The organism is Micromonospora sp. NPDC049049, from assembly GCF_040649115.1.
Lineage (GTDB): Bacteria > Actinomycetota > Actinomycetes > Mycobacteriales > Micromonosporaceae > Micromonospora.
On record NZ_JBEZEX010000022.1, the window covers coordinates 18,114 to 34,582 of the forward strand.

The window sequence follows — 16,469 nt, forward strand, 5'->3', positions numbered from 1 at the left end:
GCGGCTCACGGCCGCAGGTGCCGGGCCGGTGTCCGGACGTCCACGCGATGCCGGCCGGCCCTCGGTAGCGTGGGCGGTCATGGCCACCAGCGCCGACGTGCGTCGGGCACTCGCCAGCCTCGCCGACCCCCGTCGCGCCGAGGCATCGAGCCGGTTCCTCCAGATGGTTCCCGGCGGGTACGGCGAGGGCGACCGGGCCCTCGGTGTCTCCGTGCCCGACCAGCGCACGGTGGCCGCCCGGTTCTGGCGCGACCTGTCGCTGGCCGAGACGACGACGCTGCTCATCGAGGGCGCGCACGAGGAGCGGTTGACCGCGCTGTTCATCCTGGTGCGCAAGTTCGCCAAGGGCGACGAGCAGGAACGGGGTCGGATCTTCGGCACCGTCCTGGCCAACACTGCCCGCATCGACAACTGGGATCTGGTGGACTCGTCCGCGCCGTACATCGTCGGCCCCTGGCTGATCGACAGGGACCGGGGCGTCCTGGACCGGTTGGCCGAGTCGAGCCTCGTGTGGGAGCGGCGTACCGCCGTCATGGCGACCTTCGCCTTCATCAAGGCCGGCGACTTCGAGTGGACCTTCCGGCTCGGCGACCGGCTCCTGCACGACCCGCACGACCTGGTCCGGAAGGCGGTGGGCTGGATGCTGCGCGAGGTGGGCAACCGGGACAGAGCGGCGGAGGAGGAGTTCCTCGCCCGCCGCTACCGGGTCATGCCACGGGTGATGCTGCGGTACGCGATCGAGAAGTTCGAACCACAGCGTCGCCGCGAGTACCTGTCCGGCATGCTCTAGTCGACCGCCACGGCCGGTGGGATGGGGAAGTTCCGGTTGAAGACGTTGTCCGGGTCGTAGCTGGCCTTGATGGCACGCAGGCGGCCGAGGGTGGGCTCGGGCCAGGCATCCAGCAGTCGAGCCGGATCGGTGTCGCTCTCGAAGCTGAGGTACAGGCCGTCGAGGTGCGGGTACAGCTCGGTCCACAGCTTGTCGAGCTGGGGTCGGCGCTCCGGAACGGTGGCGGCGAGCACCGAGAAGTTCTGCTGCCGGTGCGGGTAGGCGGTCGCGTCCCGGGCGACGTCGTTGACCGCTCCACCGACGGACCGCACCTGCATGATCATCACGTCGCCGGAATGGATCATGTTGTCCACGAGGTCGGCCACCTGCGGTGTGACGTGGTGCAACAGGCCGCTGCGGGTGTCCTCCAGCCCCTGCCCCCGATGCTGGTTGCCCGGCGGAATGACGATCGCCGGGTACGGCACGAGCTGCGCCTGCTGGTCGAGGATCGGTCCGATCTCCAGGAACGGGCTCAGGGCGGACTGCGCCGCCTCGACATCGTCACCGGCGTAGACGAGGGTCACCTGGGCAGCCGGGGGGTTGCCACGGCGGCCGGGAAAGAGGGAGAGGAAGCTCGTCAACTCCCGTGGTGCGTCCTCGACCAGCTGGCCCCACCGGAGCAGCAGTCGGGCGGTGTCGGTCGCGTCCGCGACAAGCTGCGCGTGAACGACGTTGTCGACCTCGTACGCCTCCAGCTCGAGCGCGGTGACCACACCGAAGTTCCCGCCGGCGCCCCGGACGGCCCAGAACAGGTTGGGGTGATGCTCGTCGTCGACGCGGAGCAGGCGACCGTCCGCGGTGACGATCTCGGCGGCCACGACGTGGTCGATGGTCAGGCCGTACCTGCGCGCCAGGTAGCCGACGCCACCGGTGGTGGCGAGACCACCGACGCCCACGTCTCCGTAGTCGCCTGAGCTCATGGCCAGGCCGTGCGGGGCGAGTGCCTGGGCCACGTCGCCCCACCGGGCACCCGGTTCGAGCCGCACCCGACGGGTCGCCCGGTCGAGCACCTGGACCCTGTTCATCCTCGACATGTCGATGACGACTCCCCCGTCGTTCGTCGACCGGCCACTGATGCCGTGCCCGCCGCTGCGCACCGACAGGGGGACGTCCTGGGTCCGGGCGTACGTCACGGCGTCGACCACCTCGGCGGCGTTTCGCGGACGGATCACCAGGGCCGGCGACCCGTGCCGGCTGTAGGTGTGGCGCACCCGCTCGTACTCCGGGTCACCGGGCTCGACGGCGCCGCTGACCAGTGACGGGGGCAGCGCGTCGTAGTCGAGAGCGGGGTGCCGCTCGGCCAACGCGACGGTTGTGCGGGTCGGCCCGCCGCCGACCTCACCGCCGGCGCGCTCCCTGGCTACCGCCTCCCGCAGCGCGGGGGCGATCTCCTGCCCGAGGGTCTGGATGAGGCGTGGATCGTCACGGCCGATCAGGAAGGTGCTGAACCCCTCCTCGACGACCAGCGGAAGGAGCTGGTCGACCCACTGCGCGACAGGACCCTGGAGGAAGCCGCGGCTGCGCGAGGAGACGTCGACAGTGAACAGGTTGAGCAGCCGTCGGACCTCCCGGGGCTCGCGCCCCGCGGCGATGGCCGCCTCGTCGATGAGCCGGTTGGCGGTCACCCGGTCCGGGGACCGCAGGTATTCCAGCGTCGGCAGCCAGCCGTTGGCCTTCTGGCCGGTCAGGGCCAGCATTTTCGGCTGGTACGCGCCGAGCCAGATGTCGATGTCATGTGCCGGCTTCGGGCCGCGCTGCATGCCGGGTACGGGGTAGTACTCCCCGGTCAGCCGCAGCGGGCCGGTGGCGATGTCGTCCCAGACGCCGCGCAGGACATCGATCGCCTCCCGCAGCGCCGTGACGCCCTGGCCTGCGGTCAGCCGACGAGCTCCCATGCCCTCGATCCCGTCCCAGAACGCTCCGCCGCCGAGGCCCAGTTCGAAACGGCCGTGCGACAGTCGGTCCAGGCTCGCCGCGGCCCGGGCCAGCACGGCCGGCGGGCGCAGCGGCAGGCTGAGGACGTTCCCCGAGATCCGGATCCGCCGCGTGCGGGCGGCGACCCAACTGAGCAGTGTCCAGGTGTCGAGGAACTCCGCGTTGTACGGGTGGTCCTGGAAGGTGACCAGGTCCAGCCCCGCAGCCTCGGTCTGCTCGGCCAGTGCCACCACCTGGTCCGGGTTGTGCACGCTGGGTGTCAGGAACGACCCAAACCGGAGTTCGTGCCCGTAGTCCGACATTGCTTCACCATCCACGCGATCGTTTGATCAACTGATCATGTTGTGCGCCTATCGTCTGTCACACAACTTATCTGCATCGCCAATCATTCCTGGAGTGCGGTGATGTCAGACGAGAATCAGCGCGGACTCAACGCCGCGAAGCTCGACGCCGAGAAGACGGTGAGCGCCGCCCCCGAGTCCGCCCGCCGCCCGCCCCGTCGGCCCTTCCCTCCTGGGAGGGAGTGCCCTCCCCTGCCAGCGGGGCCCGCCCACCCTGGGACGCCGGCAGGATCGGTCCATGACGACATCGACACAGATCGTCGGGCGGAGCGTCCATGGTCTGACGTACGCGGTGCTCGGCTGGGCCGTGGCATACGGGGGCGTGCGTCTGGCCTGGACGGTCGGCGAGGCTCCGGAGTTCGGGCGGCTCGGGCTCGACCTGCTCGGCTTCACCGGTTGGTGGTCGGTGGCGTTGTGCGCGGTCGCGGGCGGGCTGGCGGTTGCCCTGGACCGGGTGGCGACCTGGCGGCCAGCGCTTGCGGGGCTCGCCTGGGCTGTCGCTGGAGCGCTGGTCGCGGCAGCCGCGATCCTGCTGCCGGAGCTGGTGGGCTTCCTGCTGTTCACCGTCGGCCCGTTCTTCGACCCGTTGGCGTTCGTCAGCAGGCTCGGTTGTGTCACCGGAGCGGCACTGCTCGCTCTGGCCACCGGGCGCTATCAGCGGCGCACGCGGGGCGACTGCCCGGCCTGCTGCCGGACGGTCCGACCAGGTACGCGGCGCTCGGCACCCGCCCGGTGGGCGCGCTGGGCCGCGTGGGTCGCCGTGGGCGGTCTCGTGACCCGCTTCGCGGCCCAGTTCGTGGTCGGGTTCGACAGCGTCGACCAGAGCGCCTCCCTGCTCGGGTTGGAGATCGGCCTGGTGCTGGCCGGAGCGCTGTTGCCACTGGCGCTGGTGCACCACTGGGGCGAGGTCTGGCCGTGGTGGGTTCCGCTGCTCGCCGGCCGGACGATTCCTCGCCTTGTGCTTCTGGTACCCGGCTTCGGGCTCGGCGCGGGCATCGTGGCCTACTTCGGCATGGGCATGGTGCAGGTGACGACGGGCTCGCACAGCGAGTTCTCCGACGCGTTCCTGTGGGTGGCGATGTCGGCGTACCTCGTCATCGGGCTGGGCCTGCTCGTCGCGTCCACCGACTACCACCTGCGCACTCGCAGCCCGTGCGGTGCCTGCGGCCGCTGACGGGACCGCTGGCCGAGGATCGGTTGCATTGACAGGGATCGTTGGACGAATTAACTTTCTGAATCAAGCACCTGGGAGCGCTCCCAACCACTCACCGTCCGACCATCTCTGAAATCCGCCACAGCTGAGCCCTCCCGAGGCGTGGATACCACCACCAGTTCAGGAGGAGTTTCAGTGAGAAGAAGCAGAAGAGCGACGAACGTCGCCCTGCTGTCGGCCGGCGCCGTCCTGGTGGCGTCCGCAGGCGTCGCGATGGCGGTGCCGGCGGGAGCCGCAGCCGCCGGCTGCAGGGTGGACTACAGCGTGTCGTCGCAGTGGCAGGGTGGCTTCGGCGCGAACGTCACCATCACCAACCTCGGTGACGCGGTGACGAGTTGGACGCTGACCTGGAACTACAACGCCGGCCAGACCGTCACCCAGGCCTGGAACACGACACTGACGCAGAGCGGCACCGCGGTCACCGCCAGGAACGTCAGCTACAACGGGGCCATACCGACCAACGGGACGGTGTCGTTCGGCTTCAACGGATCCTGGACCGGCAGCAACCCCGATCCCACCACCTTCGCGTTGAACGGGGTGGGCTGCACCGGTGGCACAGAGCCGACCTCGCCGCCGACGACGACTCCGCCGCCGACCGACCCACCGCCGCCCACCGGGCCGGCGGACATCACTGTGAACAACGCGACCAGGTACCAGACCGTCGACGGGTTCGGGGCCGCGCAGTCGATCTGGGGTAGCGCCTGGTCGACGACGGACACCCAGACGTTGGTCGGGATGGGTGCCAACCAGTTGGGGCTGTCGATCGTGCGGACCGGGTTGTCGCCAGTGTCCAGCGAGTGGGCGACGCACGTGAACTCGTTGAAGACGGCGAAGTCGTACGGGTCGAACGTGAAGATCCTCGCCTCGCCGTGGACCGCGCCGGCGGCGTGGAAGACCAACAACAGCCGGGTCAACGGCGGCAAGCTGAAGACCGACTACTACGACGACTACGCCAACCACCTCAACAGTTACGTGCAGTACATGCGTGGCCAGGGCGTACCCATCGACGTCACCTCGGTGCAGAACGAGCCGGACTGGCACCCGGACTACGACTCGATGGACTGGAGCGGCACCGAGCTGCGCACCTTTGTCCGCGACCAGGGCACCAGGGTGCAGAACACCAAGCTGATGGTGGCCGAGGCGGTGAACATGAACTACAACTTCACCGACCCGACCCTCAACGACGCGACCGCCCGCAACAACATCGGCTACATCGGGGGGCACCTCTACGGCACCGAGGAGTCCGGCCGGCTGCGGCCGTACTCGCTGGCCGAGCAGCACAACAAGCCGGTGTGGATGACCGAGTGGAACCTGCACGCCGCCGACGGTGGTGGCTCCAACATCTGGGGCAACCCCGCCAACGCGGCGGTCTGGAACGAGACCCTCGACGACATCATGCGCACCGTGCACAAGTCGATGGAGGCCAACTGGAACGCCTACATCTGGTGGTACGGCAAGCGCTACTACTCCTTCATCGGTGACGGCGAATCGGCGTTCGGCACCGTCGCGGGCGCACCCCTCAAGCGCGGGTACGCCTTCTCGCAGTACGCGAAGTACGTGCGCCCCGGCTACCAGCGGGTCGCCCTGACGAAGAGCTCGAAAGCCTCCCCGCTGGAGGTGACCGCCTACCAGGGCGACGGGAAGATCACCCTGGTGATCCTCAACCGCTCCAACAACGCGGTCAACAACGCAGTGGTCCAGGCCCCGCAGAACGTCACCCGGGCCGAGCACTACCTCACCTCGCAGAACGCCAACGCGGCCAGCCAGCCCACCAGCGTCAACGGCGGTCAGGCCACCATCAACGTCGGCGCCCGCAGCATCTCCACCCTCGTGTTCACCCTCTGAACACCTCGATCACCACGTACGTCGCGGGAGCCCCGGCCACACGCCGGGGCTCCCGCCCGTCGACGGGGTTCGGAGCGTCGGATGGTCAGGTGGCTGTCGGCGCCGCCGTGCTCTGCCGCACCACGAGCTTGGGGACGACCAGCGGCAGGCGGTGCGGCACCGTGTCGTCGATGGCCTGGGTGACAGCGGTGATGGCCCGCCGGCCGACCGCGTCGAAGTCCTGCTGGATCGTGGTCAGGGGCGGAATGAGGTAGGGCGCCTCGGGGACGTCGTCGAATCCGACGACGGAGATCTCGTGCGGCACCCGCCGTCCACGCTCGTGCAGCGCGCGCAGCACACCGATCGCCATCTGGTCGTTGGCGGCGAACACCGCTGTGGCCCCGGGCATCTCGTCGACCCGCAGCCCGGCGAGGTAGCCGCTGTGCGCTCTCCAGTCGCCCTCGACCGGCTCCGGCGGGCGTAGACCCGCCGCACTCATCGCCTGACGCCAGCCTTCGAGTCGGGCACGGGCCTCCGCCCAGTTGAGCGGGCCGCTCACGTGCACGATCTCCCGGTGCCCGAGGTCGAGTAGGTGGTCGGTGGCCATCCGGGCGCCGAGCACCTGGTCGACGCCGACTGTCACGCTGGCCCGGGACACGTCGCCCTCCACGACGACGAACGGGACGCCCGATCGCGTCATCCGCACCACCTCGAGGGCCTCGTCGTTGCCGGCGATCATCACGACGCCCTCCACGCCGACGCGCATGAGGTGTTCGGTGGCGTCGCTGAGCGCCCGTACCGTCACCTCGGACAGGCTCACCGAGGTGGCGAAGTAGCCGGCCGCCCGGGCCGCGTCCTCGACGCTGCGATGGATGCTGGTCGGACCGAACAGTGTCCTGGCCGTGCCGATGATGCCGATCATCCCGGACCGTCCGCGAACCAACGCGCGGGCCGCGGTGTTGGGGCGGTAGTCGAGCCGTCGGATCGCTTCGAGGACCCGTTCCCGGGTCTCGCGCCTGATGCTGGGCGCGCCGTTGATGACCCGGGACACCGTCTGGTGTGACACGCCCGCCAGACGAGCGACGTCAGCCATGACCGGTGGCCGGTCGGCCGCCGTCACAGCGGCCTTTGTGTGAACTCGCACTGGCGGGCCATCCGTTCTTCCATGGAATCAGTTCCTCGTGGGCCTCGTCCGTTCGTGGCCGTCAGTGTGAGTGACGGGGCACCGCGCTGCCGCTGCCACCGACGAGGAAGTCGAGGTCCGCGCCGCTGTCTGCCTGCTGAACGTGTTCGCTGTAGAGCCGTACCCATCCCCGGTCGGCCACCGGCTTCGGAGGCTGCCAGGCGGCGCGGCGTACGGCGAGCTCCGCGTCGTCGACCAGAAGGTCGAGGCGGCGCGTCGCGACGTCGACGGAGATCAGGTCGCCGCTGCGTACCAGCGCGAGCGGACCGCCCACTGACGCCTCCGGTGCCACGTGCAGGACACAGGTGCCGTAGCCGGTGCCGCTCATTCGGGCGTCGGAGATCCGCACCATGTCCGTGATGCCGTCGGCGAGCAACCGTCGTGGCATGGGCACGTTGCCCACCTCCGGGAAGCCGGGGTAGCCCCGGGGGCCGGCGTTGCGGACGACGATCACCGTGTCGGGGGTGACGTCGAGGTCCGGATCGTCGGCGGCGACGACGTACTCCTCGATCCGGTCGAAGACGAGCGCCGGGCCGGTGTGCGTGAGGAGGTGGGCGGAGGCGGCGGAGACCTTCAACACCGCCCCGGACGGCGCGAGCGAGCCGCGCAGCACCACGGTGCCCGACCCGGCGGGCTGGAACGGCTCCTGCATGGTGGCGATGACGTCCCGGTTCCAGCACTGGGCGCCGTCGACGTTCTCCGCCACGCTCCTGCCGCTGACGGTGATGTGGTCCATGTGCAGCAGCGGAGCGAGTTCCTTCATCACCACCGGGAGGCCGCCCGCGTAGGCGAAGTCCTCCATCAGGTACGTCCCGGACGGCATGAGGTTGACGAGCATGGGCACGTCGGCGGTGAGGGTGTCGAAGTCCTCCAACGACAGGGGGACGCCGAGGCGTCCGGCGATCGCGAGCAGGTGTACGACAGCGTTGGTGGAGCCGCCGATGGCGGCGTTGACCCGGATGGCGTTCTCGAACGCCTGCCTGGTGAGCACCGAGGACAGCCGTTGGTCCTGTTCGACCATGGCGACGATCCGGCGTCCGGCGGCGTGCGCGAGCGCGTACCGCCGGGAGTCGACCGCCGGCACGGCGGCCGCCCCCGGCAGTTGCACGCCCAGCGCCTCGGTCACACAGGCCATCGTGGAGGCGGTACCCATTGTCATGCAGTGGCCTCGGCTCCGGGACATGCCGACCTCCGCCTCGGAGCAGTCGGCCGCGGTCATCCGACCGGCCCGCATCTCCTCGGTGAAGCGCCAGACGACGGTGCCGGAGCCGATGTCCTGGCCGCGGAACTTGCCGTTGAGCATCGGGCCACCGGTCAACATCAGGGTCGGCAGGTCGACGCTCGCCGCTCCCATCAGCAGGCCGGGGGTGGTCTTGTCACAGCCGGAGAGCAGGACCACCCCGTCGAGCGGGTTGGCGCGGACCGACTCCTCCAGCTCCATCGCCAACAGGTTGCGGTAGAGCATGGTCGTGGGTCGCATCAGCGGCTCGCCCAGGCTCATCGCCGGGAACTCCAGCGGCAGGCCCCCGCTCTCCCACACGCCCCGCTTCACCGACTCGGCGAGGTCTCGCAGGTGGGCGTTGCAGGGTGTCAGCTCCGACCAGGTGGTGGCGATGCCGATCACCGGGCGACCGTCGAAGACGTCGTCCGCAAACCCCTGGTTGCGCATCCAGGACCGATGGATGAACCCGTTGCGGCCTTCCGCACCGAACCACTCCCCGCTGCGCAGCGGTCGATTCGTCGTCGACATCAGCACACCTCTCTGTCATCCGTCCGGCCGCGTCCTGCGCGGCGATCAATGCGCGTGTGGTGGATTGGCTGGTGGCGTCGGCGCGGCCTACCGGAGACCTCCGACGGAGAGTCCGCCGCGCCAGTGTCGTTGCAGGCTGAAGAACGCGATGATCAGCGGGATCACGGACACCAGGGAACCCAGGATGATGAGGCTCCACAGCGAGGTGGTTCCCGCGTTGTTCGCGGACGCGATTCCCTGCCAGAGGCCAAGACCGACGGTGACCGGGAAGAGCCGGTTGTCGGAGAGCATGGCCAGCGGCAGGAAGTAGTTGTTCCAGGACGCCACGGCCGACAGGAGCAGCACGGTGACCACAGCGGGACGCATCAGCGGAAGGGCGATCTGGATGAACGTCCGTATCTCTCCCGCGCCGTCGACCCGCGCCGCGTCCAGGAGCTCGTCGGGCACCGCGTCGCGCGCGTACACGTGCATCAGGTAGACGCCGAACGGGTTGAGCAGCGACGGGAGGATCACCGCCCAGACCGTGTTCGTCAGGCCGAGCCGGGAGAACATGATGAAGGTCGGGATGACCAGAGCGGTGGCGGGCACCATCAGCGCGCCGAGCACGACGGCGAAGCTGAAGCGTCGGGCGGCGAACCGGTACTTGGCGAACCCGTAGCCGGCCATGACCGCCAGGACCGTGGCGCCGACGCCGCCGGCGATCGCGTAGAGCGTGGAGTTGAGCATCCACCGCAGGTAGATGCCACCGTCGTAGGTGAAGAGCTGCCGCAGGTTCCCGAGGTAGTCGACCTGGTCGGTGAACCAGAGGGTGTTGCCGCCGCCGAACAGCCCGGGTGCGTCCTTGGAGCTGTTGACGATGACCCACCAGAACGGTACGAGGAAGTAGATCACCAGGAAGCCGAGGAGGATCTGCAGGGGGAGATAGCGCTGCGGTCGGCGGGCGCCGGCGCGGACGCTGGTGTGGTCGGTCATCAGAGGAAGCTCCTCCGCTTGCGGGTGAAGAACAGGAAGGCGTACACGCAGATGAACACGAGCCCGCCGAGGGCGAAGGAGATCGCCGACCCGTAGTTGAAGTTGGCGAGCGAGAACGCCTGTTGGTACGCGTACATGTTCGGGGTGAAGTCCGCGCCGATGGTGCCCGCGGCGAGGTATCGCAGGATCTGCGGTTCGTTGAAGAACTGCAGGGTGCCGATGAGCGAGAAGACCAGGATGAGGATCAGGGCGGGCGCGATCAGCGGGATCTTGATCCGGGTCGCGATCTGCCACCGCCCGGCGCCGTCCATCCGGGCCGCCTCGTAGAGCGTCGGGTCGACGCCCTGCAACGCCGCGTACAGGATGATCATGTAGTAGCCGGCCCACTGCCAGGTGACGACGTTGAGCAGCCCGTAGAAGATCAGGTCGCTGCTCAGGAAGTCGGGTGCGGTGGCGCCGAACAGCCCGAAGATGTCGGTGAGCGGGCCGAAGCCCCTGCTGTAGAGGAACCCCCACATCACCGCCCCGATGACTGTGGGGATCGCGTACGGCAGGAAGATCATGAGGCGGGAGAAACGGGCGAACAGGGTGGTCACCGAGTCCAGGATGAGGGCCAGCGCGAGCGCGATGACGATCTGCAGCGGGATCGAGACCAGCGAGAAGCGGATGACGAACCACGCCCCGGACAGGAAGCTCGGGTCGGTGAACGCCTTCACGTAGTTGTCGAAGAGAACGAAGCTGGTGCCGCCGATCAGCTTCTTCTGAAACAGACTGAGGTACAGCGCGTACCCCAGCGGGGCGATGAGGAACGCCAGGAACACGATCCCGAACGGCCCGACGAAGAGCCACCCCATCAGGTGTTCGCGGAGGTGCACCTTGCCACGGATCTTGCGCGTCTCAGGCTGAGGACGCGGTGCGCGCTTCTCGGTCAGGAGTGTCATCTTGGTCTCCGGGACGTGGACGGTGAGGGTGGAGGGTGGGCCGGCCGCTCGGTGCGGCGCGGCCCACCCATCCGGTCACTGAACGGTGAAGCCTTGTTCCTTGGCGTACTTCGCCACGTCCTCCTGGAGCCGGTCGGCAGCTTGCGAACCGGTGACGGAGCCCTTGATGATCTCGCTGACCTGCTTCGTCATGGCGTCGAGGTAGTACTGACCGAACGGGGCGTACGCGACGCCCTTGTAGGCGTCCGCGGCGGGAAGGTAGACCTCCTTGTTCGCCTGCTGGCCGTCGAAGAACGCCACCTTCAGGTCGACGAACGCGGGGTCCTTGAGCGCCGTGAGGTTCAGCGGGAAGATGATCTGGTTGGTCCAGCCGTCGGTGAGTGACTCCTTGTCGGCGTAGAGGCCGTAGGCGACCTTCGCGGCCAGCTCCGGCTTCTTGGCCTGCTTGGTCACCGAGAAGGCCGACCCACCCCAGTTGACCTGCACCGGGTTGGCGGAGTCCCACTGCGGCAGCGGCGCCACCGCGAACTTGCCGGTGTCCTGCCCCTTACCGACACCCGCGCCGGTGAGGTAGCCGGGCGCCCAGGCAGCCGAGATGTACGTCGCGTAGTTGCCGTTGATGACGCCGGAGATGTATTCCGGGGTGAACTGGTCCTGCGTACCGACCAGGCCCTTCTTGGCGAGGCCGCCCCAGTAGTCCAGCACGTCCTTGGACGCCTGGTCGTTGAGCTTCACCCCGATCGCCTTCGGCTGCGCCGGATCGTAGGTGAAGGGAGCAGCGCCCTTCTGGATCTGCAGCGCCATGGTGAGCGCCGAGACGTTCGCGCCGAGGTCACCGAAGAGCGGACCGCCGGCGTCCTTGACCTTCTGGGCGGCCTGCTCGTACTCGGCCCAGGTCTTCGGCGGCGTGATCTTGTACTTGTCGAAGATGTCCTTCCGGTAGATCATCGCCACCGGGCCGCCGTCGACCGGGACGCCGTAGACCTTGTCGCCGACCGACACGTCCTTCCAGGCGCCCTCGCCGTAGTTGGCCTTGACCGCGTCGAAGCCGTACTGCTTGATGTCGACGAGCGCGCCCTGGATCTGGAACGTCGGGATCCGGTCCGCCTCGACCATGATCACGTCAGGTGCGCCGGTGCCCGCCGAGATGGCGGTCTGGAACTTGTCGTACTCGTCACTGCCCTGGCCGACGTTGGTCCAGCAGACCTGCACATCGTCGTGCTGCTTGTTGAAGTTGTCGACGACGAGCTGGGTGTTGGGGTACCAGCCCCACATCGTCACGACCGGCACGTTCTGCTTGGTGATGGTGTTCGTGCAACTGCTCGCGTCGCTGCCGCCCTCGTCGGAGGAGCAGGCGACGAGGCCGGTCCCCGCCGCGAGCATGGCTACCGTGGCGAGTATTCGGCTTCTCTTCATTGAGATGGTTCCCTTCGGCGATGGCGGTGCACTGCATCCATGCGCTGGCGGGCGCCACCGGGGGCAGGAAACCCTGCTCCCGGTGGCGTCGCCGGCGACGGCTCCTAGCGCTTGAACAGACGGGGCGCCAGGTCGATGAGGTTCTTCTGCCACACGTCCCAGCCGTGCGGCCCGGGGGTGACCCCGTCGAACTCGTAGCGGATACCGAGGTTGTCCAACGTGGTCAGCGACGCCATGAAGCTCGGGTACACGAAGTCGGTCTGGTCACCGACGTAGAGGCGCAGCATCCTGGTGCCGTTGTTGATCGCCGCCACGTCGACGCCGGTGCCGCTGCCGAAACCGGCCGAGAACGCGGCGACGTAGGCGAACTCACCCGGGTAGGCCCGCAGCACTCCGAACGCCTGCCCGCCGCCCATCGACAGACCGGCGAGGGCCTGCTGCGACGGATCGCTGGAGATGTTGTAGCGGTCACGGGCCGTCGGAACGATGTTCTCCCGCAGTTCCCGGTTGAAGTTCGACGAGTTGCCGTTGCCCATCACGACGACCATCGGCGTCAGGTCGCCGTCGAGGAACTGATTGTCGAGGATCTGCTTGGCGCGGCCCATCTCCACCCAGTCCGTGTAGTTCTGGCCGCCGCCGTGCTGAAGGTAGAGGACCGGGTACGGCTGCGTACGGTTCGGGTCGTACCCGGGTGGGGTCCACACCAGCGCGGTGCGGTCCTGGCCGACCACCGTGCTGGGGTAGGTCATGCTCTCGACCTTCCCGCCACGACCGGCGGGTACGTCCGACAGCAGTCGGGCGCCAGGCCCGGGGATGAGGAAGGTGCTCCACATCGGCTCGGTGGTGACCTTCGTCGGGTTGGAGGTGTCCTTGACCGCGACCCGGTCCACGATCAGCCGGTAGTAGTAGAACCAGGGCTTCAGCGGGCCCACAGTGGCCCGCCACCGGTCACCGTCACGGGTCAGTGGCAGTCGCAGCCAACTGCCGCCCGGTGCGACGTTCGCCCAGACCGTGACGTGCTGAGCGTCAGCGAAGTCCGTGGTCGTGTCGAAGGTGACGAACCCGTCCTCGGTGACGAAGGGCGTCGGGGTGGTACCGGCCGGCGGCGGGGTGAACTCCCGCTTGAGCGGCTGGTGACCGGGGCTCGGCCCGTGGTCCCGCACGTGACCGAACAGTCGCGGCAGGAAGTCGACGAGGTTCTCCTGCCAGGTGGTCCAGGTCGCGCCGCCGTCCGGGTTGACCCCGTCGAACTCGAACCGGACGTCGGCCCGTTCCAACGCCTTCGTCAGCCGGTAGGTGGTGTTGTACGCGGGATCGGTGACGTTGCCCGTGTAGAGGCGGAGCAGCTTGACGCTGCGGTTGATCGCCTTGGCGTCCTTCCGGTCGATCTCCGGCGCCGACGTGCCCGAGAACCAACCCACGTGACCGAACTGACCCGGCTTGGTGAGCGCGGCCCGCACCGCGTCCGTCGCACCGTCGGACACGCCCGCGATGGCCTGGTGCGCCGGGTCGCGAAGGACCCGGTACCTGTCGGTGACCGCCTTCCGGAGGTCCTTCAACCCCTTGTCGTCGGAGCCGTCGACATCGTTGATCACCACCACCATCGGGCGGATGGCGCCCGCGGCCGAGAGGTTGTCGAGGATCTGCTTGGCTCGACCGAGGTCGAGCCAGTCGGTGGCGGCCACGCCGTCCCCCGACTGGAGGAAGAGCGCCGGGTAACCCTTCGGGCTCTTGGCCGCGTAACCCGGTGGCGTCCAGACCAGGGCCGAGCGCTGCGCGTTCCCGGCCCGATAGGTCAGCGTCTCGATCCTTCCGCCGGTGCCGGCCGGCGCGTCGAGCAGCCATCGTGCCGAGTCACCCGCGACGAGGAAGGTGCTCAGGAGCGGGTTGGACGCGACACTGGTGCTGTTCGTCGGGTCCTTGATGGTCAAGGTGTCGTCGGCGGTGAGCTGGTAGGTGTAGAGCCCCGGCTCCAACGCGCCGAGAACACCCGACCACACGTCACCCCGACGGGTCAGACCGAACTCCGCCCAGCTGGCCGACGGGCCGAAGTTTCCCTCGACGACGACCTGCGAGACGGTGCCCAGGTTCTCCTGGACGTACGCCGCCGGGACGGCGAACGTGGCGTAGCGGTCCGCGGAGACATCCAGCCACGGCGTGTCCGCCGCAGCTGGCTGCGGCGCGAGGAGCACCGCCGCGGCGGTGATGACCCCGGCGGTGAACGCCGCCGAGAGTCGCCGGCGTACGCCTAGCTGGCGTAAACGCCCGTGATACTGTCCGGTAACCACACTCCACTCCCTTCATGCGCCGGCAGCGGATGCGACCCGTCTGACCGGCTCAACTCAACGGTGGATCTGGCCGTGCGTGCTGCGTACACCTCCTTCAGGCTGCCGCCACGGGCACACCTGCCGTGATCGCTGCGTCGGGAGCGATCCGGCTCGCGCACCAGTGGGTTGAGGTCATGGCCGTGCCGCGCTCCTGGGTGGTGCGGTCGAGTCGCGCACGACGAGGCTTGTCGGTAGCACGATCTGGCTCGGCTCGTCCCACTCACCGGTCACCAGCGACTTGAGCATCCGCGCGGCTTCGTACCCGAGCTGATACATCGACTGGTCCACTGTGGTTAGACCCGGCTGGGTCGACGCCGTTTCGGGGATGTTGTCGAAGCCGACGACGGACAGGTCCCCCGGCACCGAGAACCCCAGCTCCCGGGCGACCTCCAGAACCTTCAGGGCCATCCCGTCGCTCGCCGCGAAGATCGCCGATGGCGGCTCCGATCGTCGCAGCAGGTCACGCGCCAACGGAGTCGCCGACTCGGGGTTGAAGTCCCCTCGGCCGATGAGCGTCGGGTCGACCGGGATGCCGGCGTTGGACAGTGCGGCGCGGTATCCCTCCTCCCGCGACCAGGCTGAGGCCAGGCTGTCGCGGCCGGCGATGAAGCCGATGCGCCGATGACCCAGGTCGACCAGGTGCTGGACCGCGGTGGTGGCGCCCGCGAGGTTGTCGGCCATCACCGAGGGCGCCGTCGAGCCCCGCACCGGGTCGATGGCCACGACCGGCGTCCGGCTCCGGATGTCACCCCAGGGCGTCACGACGATGCACCCGTCGGTGAGGGTGCCCGACAGGCGGGTCAGGTGCCGCTGCTCCCAACCCTCCGAATACGACCCGTAGAGGTCGCTGTTGGCGTAGATGATCAGATCGAAGCCCGAGCGGCTCAGCGCCTTCATCACGCCCTTGAGCACTTCCGCCGTGTACGACTGGAAGCTGTGCGCCACGAGGCCCAGAACGTTGGTGCGGCTACGCCGGAGGCTGGTCGCCACCAGACTCGACTCGTAGCCGAGCTGCTCGATGGCGGAGCGCACCTGAGCGACAGTGCGAGCGCTGACGCCGTAATGCCCGTTGACGACGCGCGAGACGGTGGCGGTGGAAACGCCAGCAGCTCGGGCGACATCACTCATTGTCACCGGCGCATTGACTTCAATCATGCCGCTCTCTCTGGACTGCAATCGTTATCGGTTACGTTTCCAGGATGTTGCCAAGGTAACTGAGAACTATTACGAACACAAGACCTCCTCGCCCTTACCCGGCCTCACGAATGGGCTGTCCTAAGTGGAGTCCGGCGAGGGTGCCGGTGAGCCTCGGATGCCGTTGCGGATAACGCAATCGGCATCGTCTGCCAGGGGTCGAAGTGGGGGCCGAATCCGCGTCGGTGCTACCCGTCGACAACAGGACGGCACGCTCCGTCAAGAACCATTCCCCAACCCGGGTGAACGATCACAGCTGCCGAACTTCGACGGTCCCGGTAAAGACCTTCGACGTCGACCGGTCCGAGTCGGCACCGATGACGGAACCCCTCAGTCGACGGGGTCGAGGACGTCTCAGCCCGGTGCGGGCGCTGTCGCATCCGCGTAGGTCGCCTTGATCTCCGGCTCAACAGTGGTCACCCGGTCACCCCCATCACCGCGACAAGCTGGTCGTTCGGCCCCGCCGGGCGTGCCGGCCGGACATTGATCCAGGCGCCATGTTCCCTTACGTAAACGTAATCGGTAACGTTTACATAGATCGACA

General features: G+C 68.3%; 11 protein-coding genes. 3 read left to right on the forward strand and 8 right to left on the reverse strand.

The genetic code is table 11. The annotated features are described in order from the left end of the window. Positions 1 to 79: 79 nt before the first annotated feature. On the forward strand, positions 80 to 790 hold the full coding sequence (locus AB0B68_RS21830; RefSeq protein ID WP_357262175.1) for a DNA alkylation repair protein: 711 nt from the start codon (positions 80 to 82) through the stop codon (positions 788 to 790). Here AB0B68_RS21830 and AB0B68_RS21835 read toward each other — a convergent pair. Further along, positions 787 to 3,066 carry an LLM class flavin-dependent oxidoreductase gene (locus AB0B68_RS21835; RefSeq protein ID WP_357262178.1) on the reverse strand — a complete coding sequence of 760 codons (2,280 nt, stop codon included), beginning with the start codon at positions 3,064 to 3,066 and terminating at the stop codon, positions 787 to 789. The two genes, AB0B68_RS21830 and AB0B68_RS21835, sit on opposite strands and share 4 nt — an antisense overlap. Positions 3,067 to 3,343: 277 nt before the next feature. Here AB0B68_RS21835 and AB0B68_RS21840 point away from each other — a divergent pair, with 277 nt between their 5' ends. Both AB0B68_RS21840 and AB0B68_RS21845 read left to right on the forward strand, forming a co-directional pair. Further along, the gene (locus AB0B68_RS21840; RefSeq protein WP_357262181.1) at positions 3,344 to 4,279 is read left to right on the forward strand and encodes a hypothetical protein; all 936 of its coding nucleotides are present in this window, start codon (positions 3,344 to 3,346) and stop codon (positions 4,277 to 4,279) included. A 252-nt stretch (positions 4,280 to 4,531) separates the two neighbouring features. Further along, positions 4,532 to 6,163 (forward strand): cellulose binding domain-containing protein, encoded by a 1,632-nt coding sequence (locus AB0B68_RS21845; protein WP_357204986.1) that lies wholly within the window; start codon positions 4,532 to 4,534, stop codon positions 6,161 to 6,163. A gap of 85 nt (positions 6,164 to 6,248) precedes the next feature. Here the strand turns inward: AB0B68_RS21845 and AB0B68_RS21850 are convergent, their stop codons facing one another. The 7 genes from AB0B68_RS21850 to AB0B68_RS21880 all read right to left on the reverse strand — a co-directional run bounded on the left by AB0B68_RS21850 (position 6,249) and on the right by AB0B68_RS21880 (position 15,886). Beyond that, positions 6,249 to 7,235 carry a LacI family DNA-binding transcriptional regulator gene (locus tag AB0B68_RS21850; RefSeq protein WP_357204970.1) on the reverse strand — a complete coding sequence of 329 codons (987 nt, stop codon included), beginning with the start codon at positions 7,233 to 7,235 and terminating at the stop codon, positions 6,249 to 6,251. A gap of 112 nt (positions 7,236 to 7,347) precedes the next feature. Further along, positions 7,348 to 9,075: an IlvD/Edd family dehydratase gene (locus tag AB0B68_RS21855; RefSeq protein ID WP_357262184.1), complete on the reverse strand. Its 1,728-nt coding sequence runs from the start codon at positions 9,073 to 9,075 to the stop codon at positions 7,348 to 7,350. An 87-nt stretch (positions 9,076 to 9,162) separates the two neighbouring features. Next, on the reverse strand, positions 9,163 to 10,047 hold the full coding sequence (locus AB0B68_RS21860) for a carbohydrate ABC transporter permease (protein ID WP_357204976.1): 885 nt from the start codon (positions 10,045 to 10,047) through the stop codon (positions 9,163 to 9,165). Next, positions 10,047 to 10,988 carry a sugar ABC transporter permease gene (locus tag AB0B68_RS21865; RefSeq protein ID WP_357204979.1) on the reverse strand — a complete coding sequence of 314 codons (942 nt, stop codon included), beginning with the start codon at positions 10,986 to 10,988 and terminating at the stop codon, positions 10,047 to 10,049. The genes AB0B68_RS21860 and AB0B68_RS21865 overlap by 1 nt, the downstream gene beginning before the upstream one ends. 75 nt (positions 10,989 to 11,063) lie before the next feature. After that, a complete protein-coding gene (locus AB0B68_RS21870; protein ID WP_357204983.1) occupies positions 11,064 to 12,404 on the reverse strand; it encodes an extracellular solute-binding protein in 1,341 nt (446 codons plus the stop codon). A gap of 104 nt (positions 12,405 to 12,508) precedes the next feature. After that, positions 12,509 to 14,692, reverse strand: a complete 2,184-nt coding sequence (locus AB0B68_RS21875) for an alpha/beta hydrolase-fold protein (protein WP_357262187.1) — start codon at positions 14,690 to 14,692, stop codon at positions 12,509 to 12,511. Between the two features lie 171 nt (positions 14,693 to 14,863). Then, positions 14,864 to 15,886 (reverse strand): LacI family DNA-binding transcriptional regulator, encoded by a 1,023-nt coding sequence (locus tag AB0B68_RS21880; protein WP_357203918.1) that lies wholly within the window; start codon positions 15,884 to 15,886, stop codon positions 14,864 to 14,866. Positions 15,887 to 16,469: the final 583 nt, after the last annotated feature.

Coding starts and splice junctions, on each gene's coding strand:
- AB0B68_RS21845 (WP_357204986.1), top strand. CDS start 4,532: ATGGCGGTGCCGGCGGGAGCCGCAGCCGCCGGCTGCAGGGTGGACTAC.
- AB0B68_RS21855 (WP_357262184.1), bottom strand. CDS start 9,075: ATGTCGACGACGAATCGACCGCTGCGCAGCGGGGAGTGGTTCGGTGCG.
- AB0B68_RS21835 (WP_357262178.1), bottom strand. CDS start 3,066: ATGTCGGACTACGGGCACGAACTCCGGTTTGGGTCGTTCCTGACACCC.
- AB0B68_RS21850 (WP_357204970.1), bottom strand. CDS start 7,235: ATGGCTGACGTCGCTCGTCTGGCGGGCGTGTCACACCAGACGGTGTCC.
- AB0B68_RS21840 (WP_357262181.1), top strand. CDS start 3,344: ATGACGACATCGACACAGATCGTCGGGCGGAGCGTCCATGGTCTGACG.
- AB0B68_RS21880 (WP_357203918.1), bottom strand. CDS start 15,886: ATGATTGAAGTCAATGCGCCGGTGACAATGAGTGATGTCGCCCGAGCT.
- AB0B68_RS21865 (WP_357204979.1), bottom strand. CDS start 10,988: ATGACACTCCTGACCGAGAAGCGCGCACCGCGTCCTCAGCCTGAGACG.
- AB0B68_RS21830 (WP_357262175.1), top strand. CDS start 80: ATGGCCACCAGCGCCGACGTGCGTCGGGCACTCGCCAGCCTCGCCGAC.
- AB0B68_RS21870 (WP_357204983.1), bottom strand. CDS start 12,404: ATGAAGAGAAGCCGAATACTCGCCACGGTAGCCATGCTCGCGGCGGGG.
- AB0B68_RS21860 (WP_357204976.1), bottom strand. CDS start 10,047: ATGACCGACCACACCAGCGTCCGCGCCGGCGCCCGCCGACCGCAGCGC.